The following is a 22,714-nucleotide window of genomic DNA, read 5'->3' on the forward strand; positions in this document are numbered from 1 at the left end:
AGCAACTACTTCTAAGTGATCTCACGCGCTTGGCAAGATGCGCGGCGGCAAAAGCGAAAGCGCCTTGCTATTCCTGCGGCTCAGCGAAAAAGCTCATCAGCCGGCCTGCCACCGCATCGAGGCGCGCAGCAGCGCCCACATCCCAAACATCGCGAGGAGTGACGATCGCCGTGTCGAGCACGGTATCAATCGGGCTGGCCTTGCGAGTCTTCGGCAAAGCGGCAGCGAATTCGGCGAGCATGGCACGCGCATTTTCCGCATTGGTCGACATGAGCGCAACAATATCTGCGACATCCACATCGCCGTCTGGCTCTCGCCAGCAATCGTAATCGGTGACCATACCGACCAGCGCATAAGGAAGTTCTGCTTCGCGGGCGAGGCGCGCTTCCGGCATGGCGGTCATGCCAATCACATTCGCGCCCCAGTCACGGAAAACATGGCTTTCCGCGCGCGTCGAGAATTGCGGGCCCTCGATCGCCACATAAGTGCCGCCTTCATGCACCTTAGCCCCTGCCCTGTCGGCAGCTGAGGCGGCCATTTTGGACATGCGCGGACAGACCGGATCGGCCAGCGGCACATGGGCGACGATGCCGTCACCAAAGAAACTTCGCTCACGCTGCACCGTGCGATCAAGCAATTGGTCCACCACGACGAAATCTCCCGGCGCAAACTCTTCCTTCAGGCTGCCAATCGCCGAAATGGCGAGAAGATCGGTCACGCCGCAGCGCTTCAGCGTGTCGATATTGGCGCGGTAATTCACATGGCTGGGAGACAGGCGATGCCCCGCTCCGTGCCGCGCGATGAAGGAAAATTGCACACCGCCAATCTTACCCGTCACAACAGGGCCGGATGGATCCCCGAACGCGGAATTGACGGCGATTTCTTGCGCATCTTCAAGCGCGCCGGGCTCGTAAAGGCCCGAACCTCCGATCACTCCGATATGCCAATCGGCCATGCTTCGCTCTCCTGAAATTACCTGACCGACTTATTTGGGCGGCATCCTGATCGCTCCATCCAGACGGACACATTCGCCATTGAAATAACCTGTTTCTGCGATGAAGCAGACGAGCGAGGCATACTCGGCCGGATCACCCAAACGCTTCGGGAAAGGCACCGCTTCGGCGAGCGCCGCCTGCGCTTTTTCCGGCAGGCCTGCCAGCATCGGCGTGCCGAAAATGCCAGGCAGGATGGCATTCACGCGAATGCCCTCGCCCATCAAATCTCGCGCCATGGGCAGGGTCATGCCCTTCACGCCAGCTTTCGATGCGGCGTAGGCAATCTGGCCGATCTGCCCGTCTTCAGCAGCCACGGAAGCCGTGTTTACGATGCAGCCGCGTTCGCCGTGCTCGTCCAGCGGATCGAGCGCCATCATGCCCTCGGCCGATTTGGCGCAGCATAGAAACGTGCCGACAAGATTGATATTGATCGCACCTGCGAATTTGCCGAGTGGCAAGTGGCTCAATGCACCCGTTTCGCGGTCTCGCTTTACGATCTTGCCGACTGGCGCGATGCCTGCGCAGTTGACGAGGATACGCTCTTGGCCATGCGTTTCCCGGGCTTTTGCAAAAGCTGCGTCGACCGAGGCTTCGTCGGTGACATCGGCGTGGCAGAACGCCCCGCCAAGTTCTTGCGCTACCTCTTCACCGCGCTCTGCATTCATGTCGAAGATCGCGACCTTGGCTCCCTTGGCAGCCAGAGCGCGCGCCGTGGCCTCGCCAAGGCCAGATGCCGCTCCGGTCACGATTGCAGCAATTGAATTGTCGATCTTCATGGCAGTTCCTCAATATTGGCGTGGGCCGAAGCCGCATTCTGTGCAGATGGGTCCTAGAGCGCGCGCAGCACGGGTCAAGGCGCGCCAGTCATCAACCATTTCTCAGCCGTGAAACGAGCAAAGAAAAAGGCCCCGCAACCGAAGCTGCGGAGCCCTTTCTTTGGCTTAGTCAATCCTGATCGGATTAGAAGCGAACCGAAAGCGTTCCGAAGAACTCACGGCCGTCAAGGTCGTAACCATTGCCGAGCGGAGTGTTCGAAATACAGGTGATCGGCTCGTTACAATCGATCAGCGGCGGAGCTTCGTCGAAGATGTTCGACACACCAAGACGCAGGGTAATCCAGTCGTCGAAGGTGTAGCGGATCGAAGCGGTGTGGACGAAGTAGTCATCCGCAAACCCGATGTCGCGACAGAAGACGCCGTCACCCTCAACAACACCAGCGCCGTCACCGGTACAGGTGTCACCGAAGAAACCGGTTCCGAGATTTCCGAAGGCGTCATCCAGCGGGTCGATACCCGTTGCCTGCTGCTCGGTTTCGCCGATCCAGCGGGTCTGCCAAGTGAAGGCAAAATCGCTGTACTGGGCGGAGAAGGTCGCACGGCCGGTCCAAAGCGGGAAGCCGAATTCGCCCTGATCTTCATCGAAGTCCTGCTCGCCATCATCATTGACGAACAAGGTGCTCCGCTCAAGCAGGTGGTTCGCACGAAGGTTCAAGCCGAGGCTCAGAACTTCACCTCCAAGCGTCACATCATAACCGAGCGTTGCGTTCAGATCGATGCCGCGCACCTTCTCTTCGTCCTGGTTAAGGAACTGCGGGAAGGCCTGGTTGATCAGGTTACGGCCGACTGTATCGTATTCGAGCTGGTCACAAAAGATGCTCGGCGTCTGCGGCTGGTCGTTGAAGAAGCATTCGTTAATTGCAAACTGAGCGCTCAACGATGCGATCGAGTCTTCCACAACAATGGCGTAGTAGTTGAAGTTGAACGAGAAGTCGAAATCGCCCCAGCTGTCGCCGACGGCAACACCCGTGGTGAACGAAGTCGAAGTTTCCGGATCGAGATCGAGACTACCCTGGTTTGCAACCTCGATGCTCGATGTTGCGATTGTGTTTGAACCCGAGTCGTTGATACCGACCGTGAACGGATCGCGTCCTTGCGTCTGACAGTTCTGAATGACGTCGGGATCACGCGTGTCATCGCCAGGCTGATAGCCGCCGTTGAGAGCGTCAAATGCCGCATCCGGAACCGCACACGGGTCAAAGATTGTTGCGAAGCCGGTGATACCACCAAGGAAGTTCTCGCGAAGGTTCGGCGCACGGAACGAAGTACCGTAGCTTGCCTTCAGGAGCACTTCGGGGACCGGAGCCCAACCCGCCTTGATCGAGTATGTGCCAGCCGTGCCGTAGAATTCCTCTTCGGTCAGACGACCGGAAAGGTTGACATCCAGCGTGCCCAGCTCGGGCGTGTCGAACACCGGAACATCAAGCTCGGCGAACGCTTCGATGATGTACTTTTCACCGTTCGTGCCGAGGTCACGGAAGAATCCGAAGAACAGACCATTGGATGCCTGGAAGTTCGGGTTCGTCTCGATGCTGTCATTGCGGAATTCGGTACCGACAACGAGGGCAAGCGGACCAGCAGGAAGCTGCGCAAGGTCACCCGTGGCGTAGGCCGAGAGAACGATCTGTTCGTAAGTCGTATCGACAATACGCTGGTCGAACAGATAATCACGCTCTGCCTGGGTTGCGAAATCGCCGATGGCGCCCGTCAGCACGCTCGGGGCAAACAGGTTCACCGGCACACAGCCCTGAACAAGATCAGGCGCAGCCAGATCCGGATTGGCCAGCGTGCCGCAAGGACCAATATACTGCGGATCGCCGAACGCACCGAAGATGTCGAGGCCGTTGTCGTAATCATCAGCAATGCCGTCGCCGCTATCGTCGGCTACACCGTCACCGTCGAAATCCTGCGTCGGATCGATACCGAGCGAGAGCGCCAAGCGGTCTTCACGGATACCGTTACGGACCGAGAGACCTTCCGAACGCGAGTAGACACCGGAGACTTCGAAAGTCCAGCTGTCATCGATGAAAGGCAGGTCACCGCGAACACCAAGCACAGCGCGATACTGTTCCTGCGTGATATCGGTGTTATTACGGTCCCCGCGGATGCCGCTGATCGGCACGACCGGAAGGCTGAAGCCTGCAGGGCCGAACTGGCCGTTCGGGCCATAAAGCGGGAAGCCGTTGTTCTGCGCGTTGTCGATCAGACGACAGTCGACACCATCAGGATTGGTGTTGATATTACACGGGTTGAACGGGTTGATATCCGGTACGGACGGGAAGATCTGCGGCACGCCGGTATTGTCCGCACTGATTTCCGCACGGCTGTACAGCAGTTCAAAGAAGGGCGTCAGGTTCATGTCGCCGTCAAGGGTGTACTCGCCGTAAGCCATGACGTTGTACAGTTCCTGACGCGAGATGAACACCTGATCGATGTTCGCCGCATTGGTGTTCACATCCTGGAAGTCGACGTCACGGATGCCGTCGCCATCACGATCCAGCTGCTCACCGAACGCGTTGGTCGAGTCCGCATAGGGGAAGTCCGGGAAGCCCGGGAAGTTGCCCTGGCCGTCTGCCTGGAAGTAAATCGAGCCAGAAAAGTTGAACGGATTGAAAATACGGCCGGAGATACCGCCGATCTTACATTCGCTCTCGGAAACCGAAACGGCACCGCCCGAATCACGCTGCACGATCGCATTGTCGCGCAGGCCAACGGTACGAATTTCACCGGTGTCGGTGATCTCGTAGTGGGTGTCACAACCGCGCAGGAAGGGGCGGTCACGCAGACGGACTTCGTCACGGACAGAATATTCCGCACCAATACCAATAAAGCCGTTGCTGAACTGCTGACCCCATGCGCCGCTGACGGTGTAATCGTCGCCGCCACCCTCGGGGTTGTAGTTACCCGAAAGGAAGACTTCGAACCCGTCAATGTCGTTGCGCAGGACGATGTTACCCACACCGGCCACAGCGTCCGAACCATAAACCGACGATGCGCCGTCAAGCAGCAGGTCGTAGCGGTCGATCAGCGATGCAGGCAGCAAGTTGATCGACGGGCTGGTCGGCGCGCCTTCCACACCTGCAGGTGCGAGGCGGCGACCATTGATGAGAAGCAGGGTACGCTCTGCACCCAGACCGCGAAGGTTCAGCGTCTGCGAACCCGGACCGTTATCGAGCACGAAGCCTTGGAAGGTCGCGTCGATCTGGATACCGGCGGCAGCTTCCGAGCGTTGCAGGATCTGCGCGGCATCGAAGTTTCCGACGTCACGCTCGACTTCGGTGCTAAGAGTCTGGAGAGGCGAAATGCTGGTGTAGGTGTCCGTGCGGACACGCGAGCCGGTGACGACGATACGCTCTTCGCTGGCAACTTCGTCCTCATCGAGGACGTCGTCATCGGGATCGTTATCGATAATGCCATCGGGATCGGTTTCATCCTGATCCTGTGCATAAACCGGAGCACCTGCCAGAAGCGCTGCGGCCGAAACCGTAAGCGCCAACCCTGTCAGGGTATTCTTCTGAAACTTTTTCATGTTTGTCGCGTCCACTTCAATTTCGAAATTCACAAGCCATTCATTCCAGACCGGGCAGTTATGCTGCCTCTTTTGGCGTGACGGCTTGCAGGGTAAGCTGCGAATTCCAATACGCTGCGGGTGAATGACTGCAATAGCGTTGGGCCCTTGTCAAAACGACATGCGCGGCAAGCACTGGAAACGCCCAGTTTTGACAGCCCCTGTTACCAAAAACACACACTTCGGCGCACCAGACTTTCATTTCGTCGTCACAAAGCGGCCTCAGGATTGCCTGTTCGCCCCTGCACAAAACCCATGATTCTCCAGCGTTTTTGATACTCGTTCGGCTTGCGCACGGCAGATCGCGGTGTTGTTGCACTGCAACATGATTGGCTGTGCTTTTCCGAAATATCGTATCAACATTGCGTCTAGCGGCGTTCTGGCGCAATGTTCGCCAACTTTCCGTACTTTCTGGAATGCAACAGGGATCAATACGCAAATGAAACTTCGCACCGCACTACGTTCCGCTTCCGCCCCGATCGCCCTTTCCATCGCTTGCCTCGCGAATCCTGCGTTGGCGCAAGATGCGGATGATGAGCCGAGCGCCGAGGAGCAGGAAGGCAGTATCGTGGTGCTTGGTTCACGCATCCAGCGTGATCCGAATGAGGCTGCGCCTTCTCCTGTTTCGACTATATCTATCGACGACATCCGCGAAACCGGGGTGATCGACGCGACGGAGGCTCTTCGCGAGATCCCCGCTTTGTCCAATTCGGGCACCATTTCCGATTCGCTGCAGAACGGCGCGGGCGGCATCGGCCAAGCGACGCTGAACCTTCGCGGCCTGGGCTCGGTCCGTACCCTTGTGCTCGTCAACGGCCAGCGCCACGTATCGGGTGTCGCGGGCAGCCAGATCGTTGATGTTTCGAGCATTCCCACCGGCCTGATCGAACGCGTTGACGTGCTGACCGGCGGTGCATCGGCCGTTTACGGTGCGGACGCTGTGACGGGCGTCGTGAACTATGTGCTGCGCGAAGATTTCGACGGCTTCGAGATCGATGCCACGGGCGGCGTTTCGGCCGAGGGCGATGGCTGGATCGGCGCCATTGACGGCGCGGTCGGCTTCAATGCCCCCAACGGGCGTGGCAATGTCACTCTTGCAGCCGGATATTCTTACACAGAGCAGCTGCTGCAGGGCGATCGTGATTTCTTCGCCAATAATGGCCGTTTCAATACCGGGACGACCTACCCCAGTCCACTGCTGCGGTTCCAGCGCGGAGATATCAGCGATGCGACGCCGAACTTCCAGGATTTCTACAGCATCGCGAATTTCTCATTCCCGATCGGTTTCCGCATCCCGCTTCCGGGGACGCCCGAATATGACGCGATCTTTAGCGGCGGCACCACGCCCACCGCTGCCGAGCAGGCCCTGATCGACCAAGCGCTGGGCGCTCCTGCGCTTGCCTATCAGTCCGATCCGCGCTTCGCGATTTCATCGGGCGCCGGGCTGATTTTCCGCCGCGATTTCGGTTTTTTCGATGCCGATATCAACAATAACGGGATCAATGACTGCCAAGAGAGCTTCATCGGCCTGACGGGCTTTGGCGGTGGCGGCTGCTACGTGTCCACGCCGGGTGGCGGGGTAAAGATTTTCGAAGACGGCATCGTCGCCAGTTCCAGCAACCAATTCGGCGGTGACGGCGCGCCGGAGCGCGTCAGCGGCGCTACTCTCGTCCCGGGTAATGAGCGGGTCTACGCTGCCCTGCTCGCCAATTATGATGTGACGGACGGGATCAATCTTTTCGTCGATGCGAAATATGTGAATTCCTACACGGAGTCGCAGAACCCCTACAACACGTTCTACGATTCCTTGCTGATCTATGCCGACAACCCTTTCATCCCGGATGTGCTGCAGGCGGATGCGGATGATGCGGGCGGCCTGCGGGTCAGTCGGGACTTTACCGACCTTGGCCTTGCACGCCAGCTTGCCAGCCGTGAGACCTATCGCATCGTGAGCGGCCTGCGCGGTGAATTTGGCAGTGGCAGCGAATTCAGCTGGCAGCTCAGCGCGAATTATGGCCGTTTCGAATCAGAAATCGAGAATGAGAATACCGTCCTGCCGGACCGTTTGTTCGCAGCGATCGACGCGGTGGATGAAGGTCAGTTCCTCAATGGCACGCCAAATGGCAACATTGTTTGCCGTTCGGATCTCGATCCTGATGCGCGCCACCCCGGCAGCCAGTTCTTCCCGGTAATCGAACCCGGTTTCTTCACTTTCAATCCGGGCGATGGCAGCTGCCGTCCTGCCTCGCTTTTCAATGGCGAGCAGTCGGTGTCTCAGGAAGCTGTCGACTTCATCTCGGTGACGACAGTCAATGAAGCGGTGCTCGAACAATTCGTGCTGAGCGCAAGCCTTGGCGGTGACACCAGCAGCTTCTTCGAACTCCCCGGTGGCCCGGTCCGTTTCGCAGTCGGTGCCGAATACCGCGAGGAGAAGAGCAGCTTCGAATTCGATCCGCTGGTATTGGGCATCGCGCCAATCGACACGCCCGATATCAGTGCCGGTCAGTTTATCGGCGATGTCTCTGCCAACCAACAGTTGGTGTTCGATGCGCAGACGCGCAGCTTCAACACTGGCGGCCAGTTCGACGTGGCGGAGATTTTCGCCGAGGTGAACATCCCCATCCTGGAGGCGGTACCCTTCTTCGATGTGCTCGAACTGACGGGTGCAGCGCGCTACTCGGACTACTCGACTGTCGGCGGCACATTCACTTGGAGCGTCAGCGGCATTTGGGCGCCGATTGAAGATGTTCGCTTCCGCGGCACCTATTCGCGCGCTGTGCGTGCGCCGAATATTTCCGAACTGTTCGATCCGGAACAGGGCACAGTGTTCCGCCCGTCCGACCCGTGTGATGTCTCGCAGATTGCCGTCCTCGATGCGGCAGACGCTGCAAACCGGCAGGCCAACTGTGTCGCCGACTTCCAGGCGCTGGGCGCCGCGCCCAGCGACTACTCGACAAACGGCGTGTATGACTATTCGGACCCGCTGACGGCGCGCTTCTCCGGCACCACGGGTGGCAATCCCGATCTGCTGGAAGAAACCGCGACAACATACACGTTCGGCGCGCTCATTACGCCGCGTTTCATCCCGGGCCTTTTGCTCTCGGTCGACTATTACAATATCGAGATCGAGGACGCGATTGCCGCAGTCGGCTCGCAGGATATCGTCGATACGTGTTACGATTCGACAGCCTTCCCGAACCAGTTCTGTGGCCAATTCGATCGTAATGGCGATCCCACAAGCCCGACTTTCCTCGGTTTCAACTTCCTTCGCCAGACGCAGTTGAACTTCGGGCGCATCGAAACGGCGGGTATCGACGGGACGATTGCCTATCGCTTCGACATTGGCGATTTCGACATCGGCGCGCGGGCTTCGGTCAACTGGGTGGATTACATCGATCGTTTCTTCGATCCGACCGACCCGACCAATGTCGATCCGGAATTGCGTGAAGAGCAGCGCCCGGAATGGGCAGGCGTAGGCTCGCTCACGGTCGGCTACGGACCATTCTCGCTGCGCTACGGCCTGCAATATGTCGGCAGCACGGCATTCTCCGGTATCGAAATCGAGACTGCAGAGGCCCAGGTAGGACCGGCTGGCTTCGCCGATGAGTATTGGATCCACGACATCAGCGTCAGCTATGAAGCGAATGATGATTTCACGATCTATGCGGGCGTGAACAACCTGACCGATGAGCAGCCCTATCCGACGAACTTCTCCTACCCGGTCTCACCGTACGGGACGTCGTTCTTCCTCGGCATTACATTGCGCGGGGATCAGATTCCGGGCCTCTAAGGGGTGCTACACGACCTTAAGAAAAGGGCGGGGATTTCCCCGCCCTTTTTGTTTTTGTCGGATGGCAAGGCGCAGTCCTACTGCACCGTCATCTCCAGCTCGCCGTCGCCTTCGTCCACGTTGACAGTCGAGCCATCGGGGATCTCGCCGCCCAGCAGTTTCTCAGCCAGCGGATCCTGCAGATAGCGCTGCACCGCCCGCTTCAGCGGCCGCGCACCATAAACCGGATCGTATCCGACCCTGCCGAGCCATTTGCGCGCGCCCTCGGAGAGATCGAGCACGATCTTACGGTCCTTCAGCAGCTTCTGAACGCGGGCCACCTGGATATCGACGATAGGCGCCATGTGCTCCATCGCGAGGCGGTGGAACAGGACGATTTCATCAAGCCGGTTAAGGAATTCGGGGCGGAAATGTCCGCGCACCACATCCATAACCTGATCCTCGACATCTTCCACCTTCTGGTCATCGCCCAGATTCGAAAGGAATTGGCTGCCCAAGTTCGATGTCAGGATGATCAGTGTGTTGCTGAAATCGACCTGGCGGCCCTGCCCGTCTGTCAGGCGGCCATCGTCGAGCACCTGCAGCAGCACGTTGAACACGTCGCTATGCGCTTTCTCGACCTCGTCGAAGAGGACCACCTGATAGGGCCGGCGCCGCACCGCTTCGGTCAGCACACCGCCCTCATCATAGCCGACATAGCCCGGAGGCGCGCCGATCAGCCGTGCGACCGAATGCTTCTCCATGAATTCGCTCATGTCGATGCGCACCATCGCCTGATCGTCATCGAACAGGAAGGACGCGAGCGCCTTGGTGAGCTCGGTCTTGCCAACGCCGGTAGGGCCGAGGAACAGGAAGCTGCCAAGCGGACGGCCCGGATCCTGCAGGCCAGCGCGTGCACGGCGCACAGCCTTTGAAACGGCGGTAATCGCCTTTTCCTGGCCGATCACACGCTTGCCCAGCGCTTCCTCCATCTTAAGGAGCTTGTCGCGCTCGCCTTCGAGCATCTTCTCCATTGGAATGCCCGTCCAGCGTGCGACGACGGAGGCGATATCATCCTCGGTCACTTCTTCTTTCAGAAGCGCGTTCTCGGTGTGATCAGCGGCCTCGGCGAGCTGCTTCTCCAGCTTGGGGATCGTGCCATATTGCAGCTCACCCGCAGCGGCGAGATCGCCACTGCGCTGGGCCTGCTCCAGCTCGATCCGCGCCGCATCAAGGTCTTCCTTGATCTTCGCTTCGGCGTGGATCTTGTCGCGCTCGTTCTGCCAGCGCGTGGTCAGCTCGGATGATTGCTGCTCAAGATTGGCGAGCTCCTCGCGCAAAGCCGCGAGCCGGTCTTGCGATGCGGAGTCGCTCTCCTTGCCGAGAGCCTGCTCTTCAATCTTCAACTGGATGATGCGCCGGTCTAGGTTCTCAATCTCTTCGGGCTTGCTCTCCACTTCCATACGGATGCGGCTGGCGGCCTCGTCCATCAGGTCGATGGCCTTGTCGGGCAGGAAGCGATCGGAAATATAGCGCTCGGAAAGCTGTGCTGCGGCCACGATCGCACCATCGGTGATGCGCACGCCGTGATGCAGCTCGTATTTCTCCTTGATGCCGCGCAGGATGGAGATCGTGTCCTCCACGCTCGGCTCATCCACGAAGACGGGCTGGAAGCGTCGCTGGAGCGCGGCGTCCTTCTCGACGTATTTTTGATATTCGTCGAGCGTCGTAGCGCCGATGCAATGCAGTTCGCCGCGTGCAAGGGCGGGCTTCAGCAGGTTCGACGCATCCATACTGCCTTCGCTCGCGCCCGCACCGATCAGCGTGTGCATTTCATCGATGAAGAGGATGATCTGCCCATCGGCATCCTTCACCTCATCGAGCACCGTCTTGAGGCGCTCTTCAAATTCGCCGCGATACTTCGCGCCTGCAATCAGGCTACCCATGTCGAGCGCCATCAGCGTGCGGTCCCTCAGGCTGTCGGGCACATCCCCATTGGCAATGCGAAGCGCGAGCCCTTCGGCAATTGCGGTCTTACCCGTGCCGGGCTCACCGATCACGACCGGGTTATTCTTCGTGCGACGGGCAAGGATCTGCACGACGCGGCGAATTTCCTCGTCACGCCCGATCACGGGATCGAGCTTTCCGTCCTTCGCCTTCTGCGTCAGGTCCTGCGCGTATTTCTTCATCGCATCATAGGCGGCTTCAGCATTGGCGCTGTCCGCCGTCTTGCCCTTGCGCAGCTCGTTGATCGCGGTGTTGAGCGCCTGCGGGTCGAGCCCCGCTGCGGCGAGCGCCTTGCCCGCACGGCTATCCTTTTGAAGCGCGATCGCGAGCAGTAGCCGCTCGACGGTGACATAGCTGTCGCCCGCTTTCTCCGCGACCTGTTCGGCCTGGTCGAGCAGGCGCACACTGTCATTGTCGAGGCCCGGCTGCTGCTGGGCCCCGCCCCCGCTGACGGCAGGGATCTTAGCCAGAAGCGCATCCACTTCCTGCACCGCGCGACCCGGACTGGCACCCGCGCGCTGGAGCAGGCCTGCGGCCATGCCCTCTTCATCTTCCAGAAGCGCCTTCAGAATGTGCTCGGGCGAAATCCGCTGGTGTTCGTTGCGAATGGCAATGGTCAGCGCGCTTTGCAGGAAGCCGCGCGCGCGATCGGTGAATTTATCGAGATTCATTGCTGGTCCCTCATCCAATTACCACTAACAGATAGTGTTGCATTTGCGCCACACAAGTGCGTCTGTGGGTAATAATCGCATGCTGGTCGAGAACTTCCAGCATCAATCGTCCATGTCGCCCGCATTTTCCTCATAATCGAGCAAATCACCGGGCTTGCAGCCGAGCACGAGGCACATTTTCGAAAGCGTCGCGAAGCGCAATCCCCGTACTTTGCCAGATCGGAAATGCGATAGCTGGGTCTCGCTAATGCCGATGCGAGTTGCCAGTTCCTTACCTGTCATACCGCGTGCATCGAGTAAGCGGTCGAGAGTGACTCTCACCGGCATCAGAGAAACTCCTCCAGTTCGCGCGCCATAAAAATGGCTCGGCGCATGAGGCGACCAAGCAACCAGAGCAGAAGGCCGACCGCGCCCAACGTCACATAGGTTGGATCGAAATAGGCGATGCCGCGAAACTCGCCGATATCAAAGAGGCGCATCAGCAGAGCGACGCCGAAGATTTCAAACACCGCACCGCCCGCCAGCAATACTCCTGCTCCAGAAAGGAGCTGTGGCATTACGTCAACAAAGCCTCGCCCGCGCGCCACTTGCCAGCCGGCAAAAGCAAGCATGATGATCGCGACGATGTAGCTGACTGTGGCGACGCGCCGGAGCGCCCAATAGCCAAACTCGGCACCGTAAAAAACGCCGCCGATCAGATCGATGACGACGATGGCGCTAAGCACCAGGGCGCATAGCCCACCGGCAATAGCGACAAGATAACCCGCTTGCCTCAAATCATCCATTCCGCACTCCGAATTTAGCCTTGACTTAAATTTCTCATCTCAGCATTTAACCGTTAGTTAAATCGCGGCGCAAGAGGGATGAGGCATGAATTTGGCAATCGAGACCAGTGAGCTGCGCAAAAGTCTTGGAACCCGTCTGCGTCGCCGCGCCATTATTCGCGGATGCGATCTCAAGGTGCCGCGGGGAAAGGTCTACGGTTTCATCGGACCAAACGGCGCTGGCAAGACGACGATGATGCGGCTGCTGCTGGGCATTCTTCGCCCCGATGCCGGAACGGTCAGATTGCTGGGGCATGACATGGCTGACCGCCCGCATGTCGCTTTGCGGCGCATCGGCGCATTTGTCGAAAGCCCGGCGCTGTATGATCACCTGTCCGGCACGGCCAATCTTGACATAACCCGCCGCCTGCTCGGCCTGCCAGAGACTGAGGTGGCGCGGGTTCTCGATATTGTCGGTATGACGCGGCACGCCGCGCGCAAGGTGCGGGATTATTCGCTTGGCATGAAGCAACGCACCGCGCTTGCGCGCACGCTTCTGGGCGCACCAGAACTCCTGATGCTCGATGAACCGACCAACGGCCTCGACCCTGAGGGCATCTCTGAAATGCGCGATCTGATCCGTGATTTGCCGGACAGAATTGGTGCAACCGTTTTTGTATCCAGCCATTTGCTCGCCGAAGTCGAACAGGTGGCGGATTATGCCGGATTGCTGCGCGACGGTCAGCTTGCCATGCAGGGGCCACTGACTGAATTGCTCGCCAGCGAACGCGTTCTTCGCCTCAAGACAGATCAGACGGAAAATACGCTCCGCATCCTCAAGATCGCAGGACTAGAGCCACGAACCGCAGGGCGCGAGTATATCGCGCTTTCCTGTCCGGCGGGTGAGGATTTCTTTGCCTTTTCCGCCGCGATCAACGCGCGTCTCGTCGATGCAGGAATCCTGGTCGGAGAGATCGTGGAACAGCGCCAAACGCTTGAGGATCTTTATCGCCAGTCGGCTGGTGCGGGCCTGAGGAAGGACGCTGCATGATGGCGCTTATTCGAGCCGAACTCGCCAAGCTAAACGGTTCCTTGGCGCTGCTCTTTATGCTGGCTGTTCCGGCACTCACGGCGGCGTTGGCGCTGCTGGCCATCGTTACGAATGGCAGCGCTTCGAACTGGAACACGATCCTCGGCAGCTTTGTCCTGCCGCTTTGGGTGATGTTCATCTATCCTATGGCGACAGCCACTTTTGCGACTCTTACCGCGCAGGTCGAGTACCGTGCGAAGGCGTGGGACCACTTGCTCGCCCTTCCCTTCTCCCGCTGGCAAATTTTCGCGGCGAAATGGGTCGTCGTGCAAGCATCCCTCGCTCTAATGACGGCGCTTCTGTTCGCTTATTCTTATATTCTCATTTCGACGGGCGGGCTGCTCATCGGCAGCATGCCAGTTGGCGATCCTGCATTTGCCAAAGTCGCCAATGGCTCGCTGCGATTGCTCGCGGCCGGCATGCTGTTTTCTACCATCCAATTGTGGATCGCCTTGCGCTTCGGCAATTTCGTGATCCCCCTGGCTGTTGGCATCGCGGGAACTCTGGTGGGAATGGCGGTGGTCATTACGGGCTCATCGCAGGCCAATTGGTTTCCGTGGGTCATGACGATCAATGCGGCGAAAGATGGGTGGGAAAGTTCGGTTGTCGGAGGCCTCATCGGGGGCGCAATCGCGCTCGCACTGATGCTGACTGACCTGTCGAAGCGCTCTCTGCGCTAGGCTTTTGCGCTACGAGCAGACGCACGCTTCCCCTCGCTGATCTTTATGCTAACACGCTCGCCATGAATCTGCGCACAGCACTCCGCTCGCTTATCCCTGCAACCGCCACTCTGGCGCTACTGGGTTGTTCCACCACCGACACCATGCCCGTCGCTGAGACTCAGGCGGAATATGTCGAAGCCGAAGCGAGCGTGGGTACGCCGCAGGCTGCCTCGCTGGACGATCTGCTCGCCTCCATCGACATCCCGCATGAAACGTTCACGCTGGACAACGGCCTGCAAGTGATCGTCCATACTGATCGCAAGAGCCCGCTGGTTGGCGTCACCACCTATTACCGGGTCGGCTCAAAGCATGAACCGCGCGGCCGCACGGGTTTTGCCCATCTGTTCGAGCATCTGATGTTCGGCGGATCGGAGAATGTCGAGAATTTCGATATTCCGCTGGAAGCCGCAGGTTCGACCAGCACCAATGGCTCCACCTGGTATGATCGCACCAATTATGTCGAGACCGTGCCCACCGGTGCGCTCGACCTTGCGCTGATGATGGAAAGCGACCGCATGGGTTATCTGCTCGGCGCGGTGAGCCAGGAGAAGCTCGATAACCAGCGTATGGTGGTGCAGAACGAAAAGCGTCAGGGGGACAACAGCCCCTATGGCCTCGTCAATTACGTTCTGAATGATGCGCTGCTGCCTATCGGCCACCCCTATCGCCATTCGACCATCGGTTCGATGGCAGATCTTTCCGCCGCCAGCCTCGTCGATGTGCAGAACTGGTTCCGCGACAATTACGGCCCCAACAATGTGGTGCTCGCGCTCACGGGCGATATCGATGCCGAGACCGCGCGCCCGATGGTGGAGCGCTGGTTTGGCGATATTCCGGAAGGCCCCGATGTGGAGCAGCTCGAAGCTGGCCCGGTAACTCTGGCAGAGCCGGTCTATCAGGAAATCACCGACCAGGTGCCTTCGACCCGCATCTACCAGGCATGGACGGGGCCGGGCATGACGCACACGGATGCCGTTCCGTTGCAGGTTGGCATGCAGATCCTCGGCGGCCTCAACTCTTCACGTCTCGACAACGCGCTGGTGCGCGGTGAAGAAAGCGCGACGAGTGTTTACGCGTATTCGCAGCAGCATGAGCAGCTAAGCTTCTTGCAGGCCATCGTCACTGTCAGCGACGGTGTCGACCATGCCGAAGCGCAGGCCGACCTCGAAGCTGAAATCGCGCGCATGATTGCCGAAGGTCCGACTCAGGACGAGATCAATCGCGCGGTCACCCAGTTCGCCTCCGGCTTTATCGGCGGGCAGCAGAGCGTCGGCGGCTTTGGCGGTAAGGGCATGATCCTTGCCGAAGGGCTGATGTATACAGGCGATGCCGGTTTCTACCGGACCCAGCTGGAGCAAATGGCCACGCTGACGCCGGAGACGGTGCGCGCGGCGATGGAGAGCTGGCTTTCACGCCCTGAAACCACGCTGGTCGTCGTGCCGGGCGAACGCACACTGGACGGTGCGACGCTGGGCGGCTGGGGCGATGAGGACCAATTTCCCGCGCCCGATCCCGATACCGGAAGCGACGTCGAAGTGACCCGCACAGGCCCCGAACGCGTTCTGCCAGAGCCGGAGCCGGTGGGCGCACTAACCTTTGCCGATGTAGAGCGCGCGACGCTTTCGAATGGCATCGAAGTCGTCCTTGCGCGCCGCGATGCGGTGCCGCAGATCAATCTTGCCATGGTGTTCGATGCCGGAAGTGCGGTCGATCCAATTGGCATGGCCGGTGTCCATGAGACAATGATCGACGCGATGACGGAAGGGACCACCACGCGCAGCACGCTCGATATCGCCATTGCTCAGGAAACACTCGGCGCATCGATCAACGCAAATGCCGGAGTGGAGCGCAGTACCGTATCCCTCACTGCATTGTCCGCCAACCTCCAGCCTTCGCTGGACCTGATGGCCGATATTGTTCGCAATCCGGCCTTTGCGGAAGAAGACGTGGCGCGCGTTCGCAGCCAGCGAGTCGCCGCGATCCAGCAGCAGCTCGCCTCTCCTGCAGGCATGGCCAGCCGCGCGCTGATGCCGCTGATCTATGGCGACGATCACCCTTACGCTTACGCTTCATCTGCTGGCGATGCGGATGTCGTTTCCGGCCTGACTGCGAGCGACCTCGCCGCCGAGCATGCCGAATGGTTCCGCCCAGATCTCGCCACCATCACCGCTGTTGGCGACGTGTCGATGAATGAGCTGGTTTCGGCGCTCGAAGCCAGCTTCGGCGACTGGCAGGCACCGGCAACGTCCGCGCCTGAAAAGTCCGTCGATGCGGAAATTCCGGCACCCGCCACGCGCCTCGTCGTAGTGGACCGGCCCAATTCGCCGTCCAGCTTCCTCTCGATCGGCCGTATCACCCCCTTCGAAGGGCATAGCGATGGCTTCGAAGCGGTTGAGCTCGCTAATGAAGTGATCGGCAGCGGCTTTCTCTCGCGGCTCAATAACGACCTGCGCGAAACCCGCGGCTGGACCTATGGCATCGGCTCCTCGATCCCCAGCGCCGAAGGCCCCCGCCGCCTGCAGATCGGCACGCAGGTGCAGGCAGATCGCACTGCGGACTCAATCGAAGTGATCATCGCGCAAATGTCTGCCTTCCCTTCGGTCCGCCCGGTGGATGATGTCGAATACCAGCGTGTTACGGATGGCAATATCCGCAACCTGCCCAACCGTTTCGAAACCAACGGACAGGTTCTCGGTGCGCTGCTGTCCAACCAGCTGCTGGGCCGCGATCTGCGTTACCAGGCGAGCCTGCCTGAGCTGTGGCGGAGCGTCACGCGGCAGGACATCGATGCTGCTGCTGGCGAATTCCTCCAGCCCAATGACCTAATCATTGTCGTGGTCGGCGACCGCGAAGTGATCGATCCGCAGCTCGAGCGTCTCGGCATGGAAATCGAATATCTGAGCGTGGACGAGCTGTAAGCTCCGCGCGCTGCGAACCGGAATACCAAGGAGTAGATTTATGAGCGATATTGGTGGCACTTACGATTTCACCGTCAGCACGCCGATGGGCGAACAGACGGGCACGATGGTGGTCACCCCCACCGCCGATGGCAACGGTTTCGACGGAGAGCTGAACGGGACGCTGGGCGCCATGTCCATCGCCAACGGTACTATCAACGGCAATACGCTAAACTGGCAGATGAAAATGAATATGCCACTGCCAATGACGCTGGATTGCGAAGCTGTGGTGGATGGCGACAATGTGGTCGGCTCCATCGATGCAGGGATGATGGGCAAGATGGCGATGAAAGCGACTCGTCGCACCTGATTTGAGGCAGACTTAAGGACCGCTGACGCACCTGCGGTCTCTCTGCGACAATGGGGGCAGCCGGGAACGACCGGGCGCCCCCTTCGCTTATCCAGCGAGCGCAATTGAGAGATCGCATGCCGGACGACAAGACTGACAATCACCGCAGCCGAAAGGTGCCGAGCAGCCGTGCTGCCCGCATGGGCGCATTCGGGCGGCTGGCGACAGGCGTTGCAGGCGGCGTGCTGGCTGAAGGTGCGAAGCGACTTGCTCGGGGTGAGCGGCCACGGCTTCGCGATGCGGTGATGACGCCCGCCAATGCCATGCGGCTGGCCGATCGCCTGTCCCACCTTCGCGGTGCCGCGATGAAAATGGGGCAGATGATCAGCATGGATGCAGGCGACATGCTGCCGCCTGAACTCGCACAGATTCTCGCCCGCGTGCGCGAACAGGCGGACCGCATGCCGCCAAACCAGCTGCGCGATGTCCTGGACAAGGAATGGGGCAAAGGCTGGCTCGGCCGGTTCGCAAAATTCAATCCGCGCCCGATTGCCGCCGCCAGCATCGGGCAGGTCCACCGCGCGGTGACCAAGGATGGCCGCGAGATTGCTATCAAGGTGCAATATCCGGGCGTTAAGGAAAGCATCGATGCCGATGTCGACAATGTCGCATCGCTGCTGAAGCTTTCCGGCCTTTTGCCGCCCGAACTCGACATCAAGCCATTGCTCGCCGAGGCAAAGCGCCAGCTGCACGAGGAAGCCGACTATATTCGCGAAGGCGAGCAGATGATGCTGTACCGCCAGCGGATGGAAGGCAGCGACCGTTTCCTCGTTCCAGCGATTGCCGAAGAATTCTCGACCGAGCGGGTGCTTGCGATGGACTTCATTCCCGGCCGCCCCATCGAGGAGATGGAAAGCGCTCCACAGGAAGAACGCGACGAAGCAACCGCCGATATCATCGCCTTGGTGCTGCGTGAATTGTTTGAATTCGGTGTGATGCAGACCGATCCGAACTTTGCCAATTATCGCTACCAACCCGATACCGGCAAGCTAGTGTTGCTCGATTTCGGTGCCACGCGCGCTGTCGATCCGGATGTGGCGGCAAGCTATCGCAAGCTGCTCGCGGCGGGGCTCGATCAGGATCGTGATGCCGTACGCAAGGCTGCGCTGGAAGCGGGATTCGTCAGCGAAGGGGTTATCTCATCGCAAGGCGAGCGGCTCGATACAATCATCGATATCATCATCACCGAGCTCAACCGCGATGGCCCCTTCGACTTCGGCGACCGGGCTTTCGTATCGGTCATCCGGGACGAGGGTTTCGAAATCGCCGCCGACAAGCGCGCTTGGCACATTCCGCCGGTCGAAACGCTTTTCGTCCAGCGTAAGATCAGCGGTACAGCCCTGCTCGGCGCTCGGCTGAAAGCAAAAGTGGACGTGCGCGTACTGGTGCGCCCCTATGTCGAGAGCGAACCTCTCAGCGCCTGATAGGCGACCGCGCTCACAGTATTGGCGAGGTTGAGCGAGCGAATGTGGTTGGACCGCATCGGCAGGAAGAACTCGCGCGCCTTGTGCGCCTCGCGGATGGCGGCAGGCAGACCCTTGGTCTCGCAGCCGAACACCAGATAGGCATCGTTGGGATAGTCGGGCTCGTAAAAGCTGCGCTCGCCATCATCCTCGAACAGGAACAGCTGATTATCGCGCGGGGCTCGCTCAGCCAGAAACGCTTTCCAGCTGGAAAATTCCGCCAACCGAACATGCTGCCAATAATCGAGGCCCGAACGCTTCACCCGCGCATCGGAAAGCACGAAGCCGAGCGGATGCACCAGCACGAGCTCCATATCGAGCGCAACGCAGGTTCGCCCCACCGCGCCGGTATTCCCCGGAATCTCCGGATGGACGAGGACGATAGAGGTCATGATTTAATCAGCAGTTTGCGCCTGTTCTGCCTGAGATGCTTGCGCGGCCTGTTCGGCTTCCCAGCGGGCCCGCGCCGATGCCATCCACTCGGCGTCCTCGGCAAGCTGCTGCAGCACACGCGGATGGATTGGCCTGCCATCGGGCAGTTCGCCGCGCTGCGCAGCCTCGCCATGCGCTTCATCCTCATAGCCAACCATCGCCATGCAGAGCTTTGGCGAATAAGCCATCCCATTGATCGTGGTGTCATGTGTTGGCGTATCGAGTTCACTTGCGCGCGATGCCATCACACCGCTGACTTCTACCAGCAAGCGATTGGCCCTCTCTGCCTCTCCCAAAGCGCGCAACAATACGCCGCGCGTTGCCTCGTCGATGGGGCCATTTTCCGGTCGCAGAAGTTTGAGCGTGGACCACGCCTCCAGCTCATCATCCTGACCTTGCCGCATATAGGCGTTCATATATTCCGCGCTGCTCAGCCGCATCATCCAGTCGCCTTCCAGATGGCGTGCAAGCAGCGGTCGCGCGGCATCGATGCCGGTTTCGTCCAGCACCATCTGTTCGGGCGTTTCCAGCCAGCCAAGCTCACTGCGATCCGCACCGGGAACAGCGAGAACATCGCGCACCCGCTCAATGGCGTCACGCATGCACAGGTTCATCCGCGGGCGGATGATCGCCAGCTCTGCCGAATTATGCAGGGCGGCGGCGATGCTTTCGAACTGAGCTTCAGCCGCTTCACGCTCCGCATTGCGGGCAAAGCGATCCTGAAGCAGCTGCGCCGCCAGCACGCCGCCCAGAATGACGACGAACTCCAGTACGAGCAGCCGCAATGTCTGCGATGCGCCCAGGCGTGAAAAAGCATTCTTCAGAGCGAGCAGCATGGGCTTTCAATTTTCCTGCAAATGAAGCGTGCGGTTACTTACGCTTCGTACCGAAGCGCTGTTTCCACTCGGCATGGTTGCCAGCCGCAAGGAGGCTGGCCTGCTCGATCCATTTGTCACGATCGATCCGGCCGCGAAAATTGCCGAGATGCGCGTCGACTTCGGCGACTTCCCGCGCGTTCCAGTCGGAAATCTGGTCGAATCGCCGCACGCCCAGATCGTTCAACAGTCCAGCCAGTTTGGGCCCGATGCCATTGATCTTGGTCAAGTCATCGCTTTCGCCTTCAGCGGGGGCAATATTGGGCGCTGCAGACGCTGTGGTGTCCGAAACCGGCGCAACGGCGGATGCGACCACCGGCTTTTCTGTCGGAATGGGGTCGGCAGATGTCGGCGCAGGATCTCGTACCGGCTTTGTCGTGGCAACCGGTGCTGGAGTGGGTTTCGTTGCGCTTGTCGAAGTGCGGCCGCCGCGCGGGCCTTCCGACACGCCGAGCGCGTTGGTTTCCCGCTCGCGGAAGCCGTCAATGTCGTGCTGCGCTTTCGAGGACGAGCCAAGCAAAAGCCACGCGGTGACCGCCACCAAGACGATCACGAACACGATAAACAACACAGTCAAACCCATAGCCAGTCCCCTTCACCATCCCGGCGGCACGCATGCGAATCCGTCCGGTTTTTCTCTGCGCGCGAAAGTGGCGGTTTCTGCACGCAGCGTAAAGGGGGCGGATACTAGCCGAGCTTGTCTTTCAGGATCTGGTTGACGACTGCGGGGTTCGCTTTGCCCTGCATCGCCTTCATCGTCTGACCGACAAAGAAACCGAAGAGCTTGTCCTTGCCGCCCATATACTGCTCGACCTTGTCCTGATTATTGGCGAGGATTTCGTCGATCGCAGCTTCGATCGCGCCCGTATCGCTGACCTGCTTCAGGCCTTCGGTATCGGCGATTTCGTCGGGTTCGCGGCCATCTTTCAGCACAATCTCGAAAATTTCCTTCGCTTGGCCGCCCGAAATCTCGCCTGCATCCTGCATCTTTAAGATAGCGGCCTGCCGCGCGGCCGTGGCGTTGCTCGCATCGCCTTCATCGCCGAGTGATTTCATCACGCCCGGCGCAACCGAGAGCGCCCAGTTTGCAACCGGCGTGGCGACGTCGGCCTCTGGCTTGCCCAGCGCCTTGGCGGTCTCAGTCAGCAACGTTTCGAAGCGTGCGAAGGTCTCGACTTCGGCGGTCAGCTCGCGCGCATTGTAAGGGGTCAGTCCCAGCTCGTTTTCATAGCGCTGGCGCTTGGCATCGGGCAGTTCGGGAAGGCTGGCGCGGCATTCCTCCAGGAAGGCATCGTCCAGTTCCAGCGGCAGCAGGTCGGGATCGGGGAAGTAGCGATAATCATGCGCATCCTCTTTGGACCGCATCGTCCGCGTTGTGCCGGTGCCCGGATCGAACAGGCGCGTTTCCTGATCGACCGTGCCGCCGCTTTCGAGCACATCGACCTGGCGGTTCGCCTCGAACTCGATCACCTGCATCACGAAGCGCACCGAGTTGACGTTCTTCGTCTCGGTCCGCGTGCCGAGTTCGGTCGAGCCGACCTTGCGCACCGAGACATTAACGTCCGCGCGCATCGAGCCCTCTTCCATGTTCCCATCGCACGATCCGACATAGCGCAGGATGCTGCGCAGCTTGCGGACATAGGCGCCGGCCTCCGCGGGCGAAGTCATGTCAGGGCGGCTGACAATTTCCATCAGTGCGACGCCGGTGCGGTTCAGGTCGACATAGGACATGGTCGGGTGCTGGTCGTGCATCAGCTTGCCCGCATCCTGCTCGATGTGGATGCGCTCGATCCCGATGACCTTGTCTTCGGGAATGCCCGCCTTCTCATCCGCCAGGATCGTCAGCGCGCCTTCGCCCACGATGGGGTGGTAAAGCTGGCTGATCTGGTAGCCCTGCGGCAGATCGGCGTAGAAATAATTCTTGCGATCGAAGCGGCTCCATTTGTGGATCTCCGCCTCGATCGCCATGCCGGTGCGCACCGCCTGCCGCACGCATTCGCGATTGGGCACAGGCAGCATCCCCGGCATTGCAGCGTCGACGAGGGAGACCTGCGAATTCGGCTCAGCCCCGAACTGTGTCGACGCGCCCGAAAACAGCTTGGCGTTGGAGGTGACCTGCGCATGGACCTCGAGGCCGATCACGACCTCCCACTCGCCCGTCGCGCCCTGGATTGTGTATTTGCTCATGTCAGATGCGATAATCGCCTCGGCGCGTG

16 protein-coding genes are annotated in these 22,714 nt (G+C 59.8%); 6 read left to right on the forward strand and 10 right to left on the reverse strand.

The genetic code is table 11. The features are described from left to right. Positions 1 to 67: 67 nt before the first annotated feature. The 3 genes from mtnP to I5L03_RS12265 form a co-directional block, all read right to left on the reverse strand. Positions 68 to 955, reverse strand: coding sequence for an S-methyl-5'-thioadenosine phosphorylase (gene mtnP / locus I5L03_RS12255; protein ID WP_197922172.1), 888 nt, complete (start codon positions 953 to 955; stop codon positions 68 to 70). A 30-nt stretch (positions 956 to 985) separates the two neighbouring features. Then, entirely contained in the window at positions 986 to 1,771 is a 786-nt protein-coding gene (locus I5L03_RS12260) for an SDR family NAD(P)-dependent oxidoreductase (RefSeq protein WP_197922174.1), read from the reverse strand. 184 nt (positions 1,772 to 1,955) lie between these two features. Then, positions 1,956 to 5,360, reverse strand: coding sequence for a TonB-dependent receptor domain-containing protein (locus I5L03_RS12265; RefSeq protein WP_197922176.1), 3,405 nt, complete (start codon positions 5,358 to 5,360; stop codon positions 1,956 to 1,958). A 478-nt stretch (positions 5,361 to 5,838) separates the two neighbouring features. On the opposite strand from I5L03_RS12265, the gene I5L03_RS12270 reads away from it, so the two are divergent. Beyond that, positions 5,839 to 9,189: a TonB-dependent receptor domain-containing protein gene (locus I5L03_RS12270; protein ID WP_197922179.1), complete on the forward strand. Its 3,351-nt coding sequence runs from the start codon at positions 5,839 to 5,841 to the stop codon at positions 9,187 to 9,189. Positions 9,190 to 9,266: 77 nt separating this feature from the next. On the opposite strand, the gene clpB is transcribed toward I5L03_RS12270, so the two are convergent. The 3 genes from clpB to I5L03_RS12285 form a co-directional block, all read right to left on the reverse strand. Continuing rightward, the gene (gene clpB, locus I5L03_RS12275; protein ID WP_197922191.1) at positions 9,267 to 11,846 is read right to left on the reverse strand and encodes an ATP-dependent chaperone ClpB; all 2,580 of its coding nucleotides are present in this window, start codon (positions 11,844 to 11,846) and stop codon (positions 9,267 to 9,269) included. A 102-nt stretch (positions 11,847 to 11,948) separates the two neighbouring features. Further along, complete coding sequence (locus tag I5L03_RS12280; protein ID WP_197922193.1) at positions 11,949 to 12,173, reverse strand: helix-turn-helix domain-containing protein; 225 nt, start codon at positions 12,171 to 12,173, stop codon at positions 11,949 to 11,951. Beyond that, positions 12,173 to 12,631, reverse strand: coding sequence for a hypothetical protein (locus I5L03_RS12285; RefSeq protein WP_197922195.1), 459 nt, complete (start codon positions 12,629 to 12,631; stop codon positions 12,173 to 12,175). Before I5L03_RS12285 ends, I5L03_RS12280 begins: the two co-directional genes overlap by 1 nt. A gap of 85 nt (positions 12,632 to 12,716) precedes the next feature. Between I5L03_RS12285 and I5L03_RS12290 the strand changes: the two genes are divergently transcribed. From I5L03_RS12290 to I5L03_RS12310, 5 genes are all read left to right on the forward strand, one after another. Continuing rightward, positions 12,717 to 13,661: an ABC transporter ATP-binding protein gene (locus I5L03_RS12290; protein ID WP_197922203.1), complete on the forward strand. Its 945-nt coding sequence runs from the start codon at positions 12,717 to 12,719 to the stop codon at positions 13,659 to 13,661. Next, positions 13,658 to 14,380, forward strand: a complete 723-nt coding sequence (locus tag I5L03_RS12295; RefSeq protein WP_197922205.1) for an ABC transporter permease — start codon at positions 13,658 to 13,660, stop codon at positions 14,378 to 14,380. The genes I5L03_RS12290 and I5L03_RS12295 overlap by 4 nt, the downstream gene beginning before the upstream one ends. A 62-nt stretch (positions 14,381 to 14,442) precedes the next feature. After that, complete coding sequence (locus tag I5L03_RS12300) at positions 14,443 to 17,340, forward strand: M16 family metallopeptidase (protein ID WP_234035242.1); 2,898 nt, start codon at positions 14,443 to 14,445, stop codon at positions 17,338 to 17,340. 40 nt (positions 17,341 to 17,380) lie between these two features. Next, on the forward strand, positions 17,381 to 17,689 hold the full coding sequence (locus I5L03_RS12305; RefSeq protein WP_197922207.1) for a hypothetical protein: 309 nt from the start codon (positions 17,381 to 17,383) through the stop codon (positions 17,687 to 17,689). A 116-nt stretch (positions 17,690 to 17,805) separates the two neighbouring features. Then, positions 17,806 to 19,152, forward strand: coding sequence for an ABC1 kinase family protein (locus tag I5L03_RS12310; RefSeq protein ID WP_197922209.1), 1,347 nt, complete (start codon positions 17,806 to 17,808; stop codon positions 19,150 to 19,152). Here I5L03_RS12310 and I5L03_RS12315 read toward each other — a convergent pair. The 4 genes from I5L03_RS12315 to gatB all read right to left on the reverse strand — a co-directional run bounded on the left by I5L03_RS12315 (position 19,122) and on the right by gatB (position 22,685). Beyond that, positions 19,122 to 19,583, reverse strand: a complete 462-nt coding sequence (locus I5L03_RS12315) for a tRNA (cytidine(34)-2'-O)-methyltransferase (RefSeq protein ID WP_197922211.1) — start codon at positions 19,581 to 19,583, stop codon at positions 19,122 to 19,124. The two genes, I5L03_RS12310 and I5L03_RS12315, sit on opposite strands and share 31 nt — an antisense overlap. Positions 19,584 to 19,586: 3 nt before the next feature. Beyond that, positions 19,587 to 20,459 carry a hypothetical protein gene (locus tag I5L03_RS12320; protein ID WP_197922213.1) on the reverse strand — a complete coding sequence of 291 codons (873 nt, stop codon included), beginning with the start codon at positions 20,457 to 20,459 and terminating at the stop codon, positions 19,587 to 19,589. A 34-nt stretch (positions 20,460 to 20,493) separates the two neighbouring features. Then, positions 20,494 to 21,081, reverse strand: a complete 588-nt coding sequence (locus I5L03_RS12325; RefSeq protein ID WP_197922215.1) for a hypothetical protein — start codon at positions 21,079 to 21,081, stop codon at positions 20,494 to 20,496. A gap of 104 nt (positions 21,082 to 21,185) precedes the next feature. Beyond that, positions 21,186 to 22,685, reverse strand: a complete 1,500-nt coding sequence (gene gatB / locus I5L03_RS12330) for an Asp-tRNA(Asn)/Glu-tRNA(Gln) amidotransferase subunit GatB (RefSeq protein WP_197922217.1) — start codon at positions 22,683 to 22,685, stop codon at positions 21,186 to 21,188. Between the last annotated feature and the right edge of the window lie 29 nt (positions 22,686 to 22,714).

Origin of the sequence: Aurantiacibacter sediminis, assembly GCF_016019885.1 — a bacterium.
Classification (GTDB): domain Bacteria; phylum Pseudomonadota; class Alphaproteobacteria; order Sphingomonadales; family Sphingomonadaceae; genus Alteraurantiacibacter; species Alteraurantiacibacter sediminis.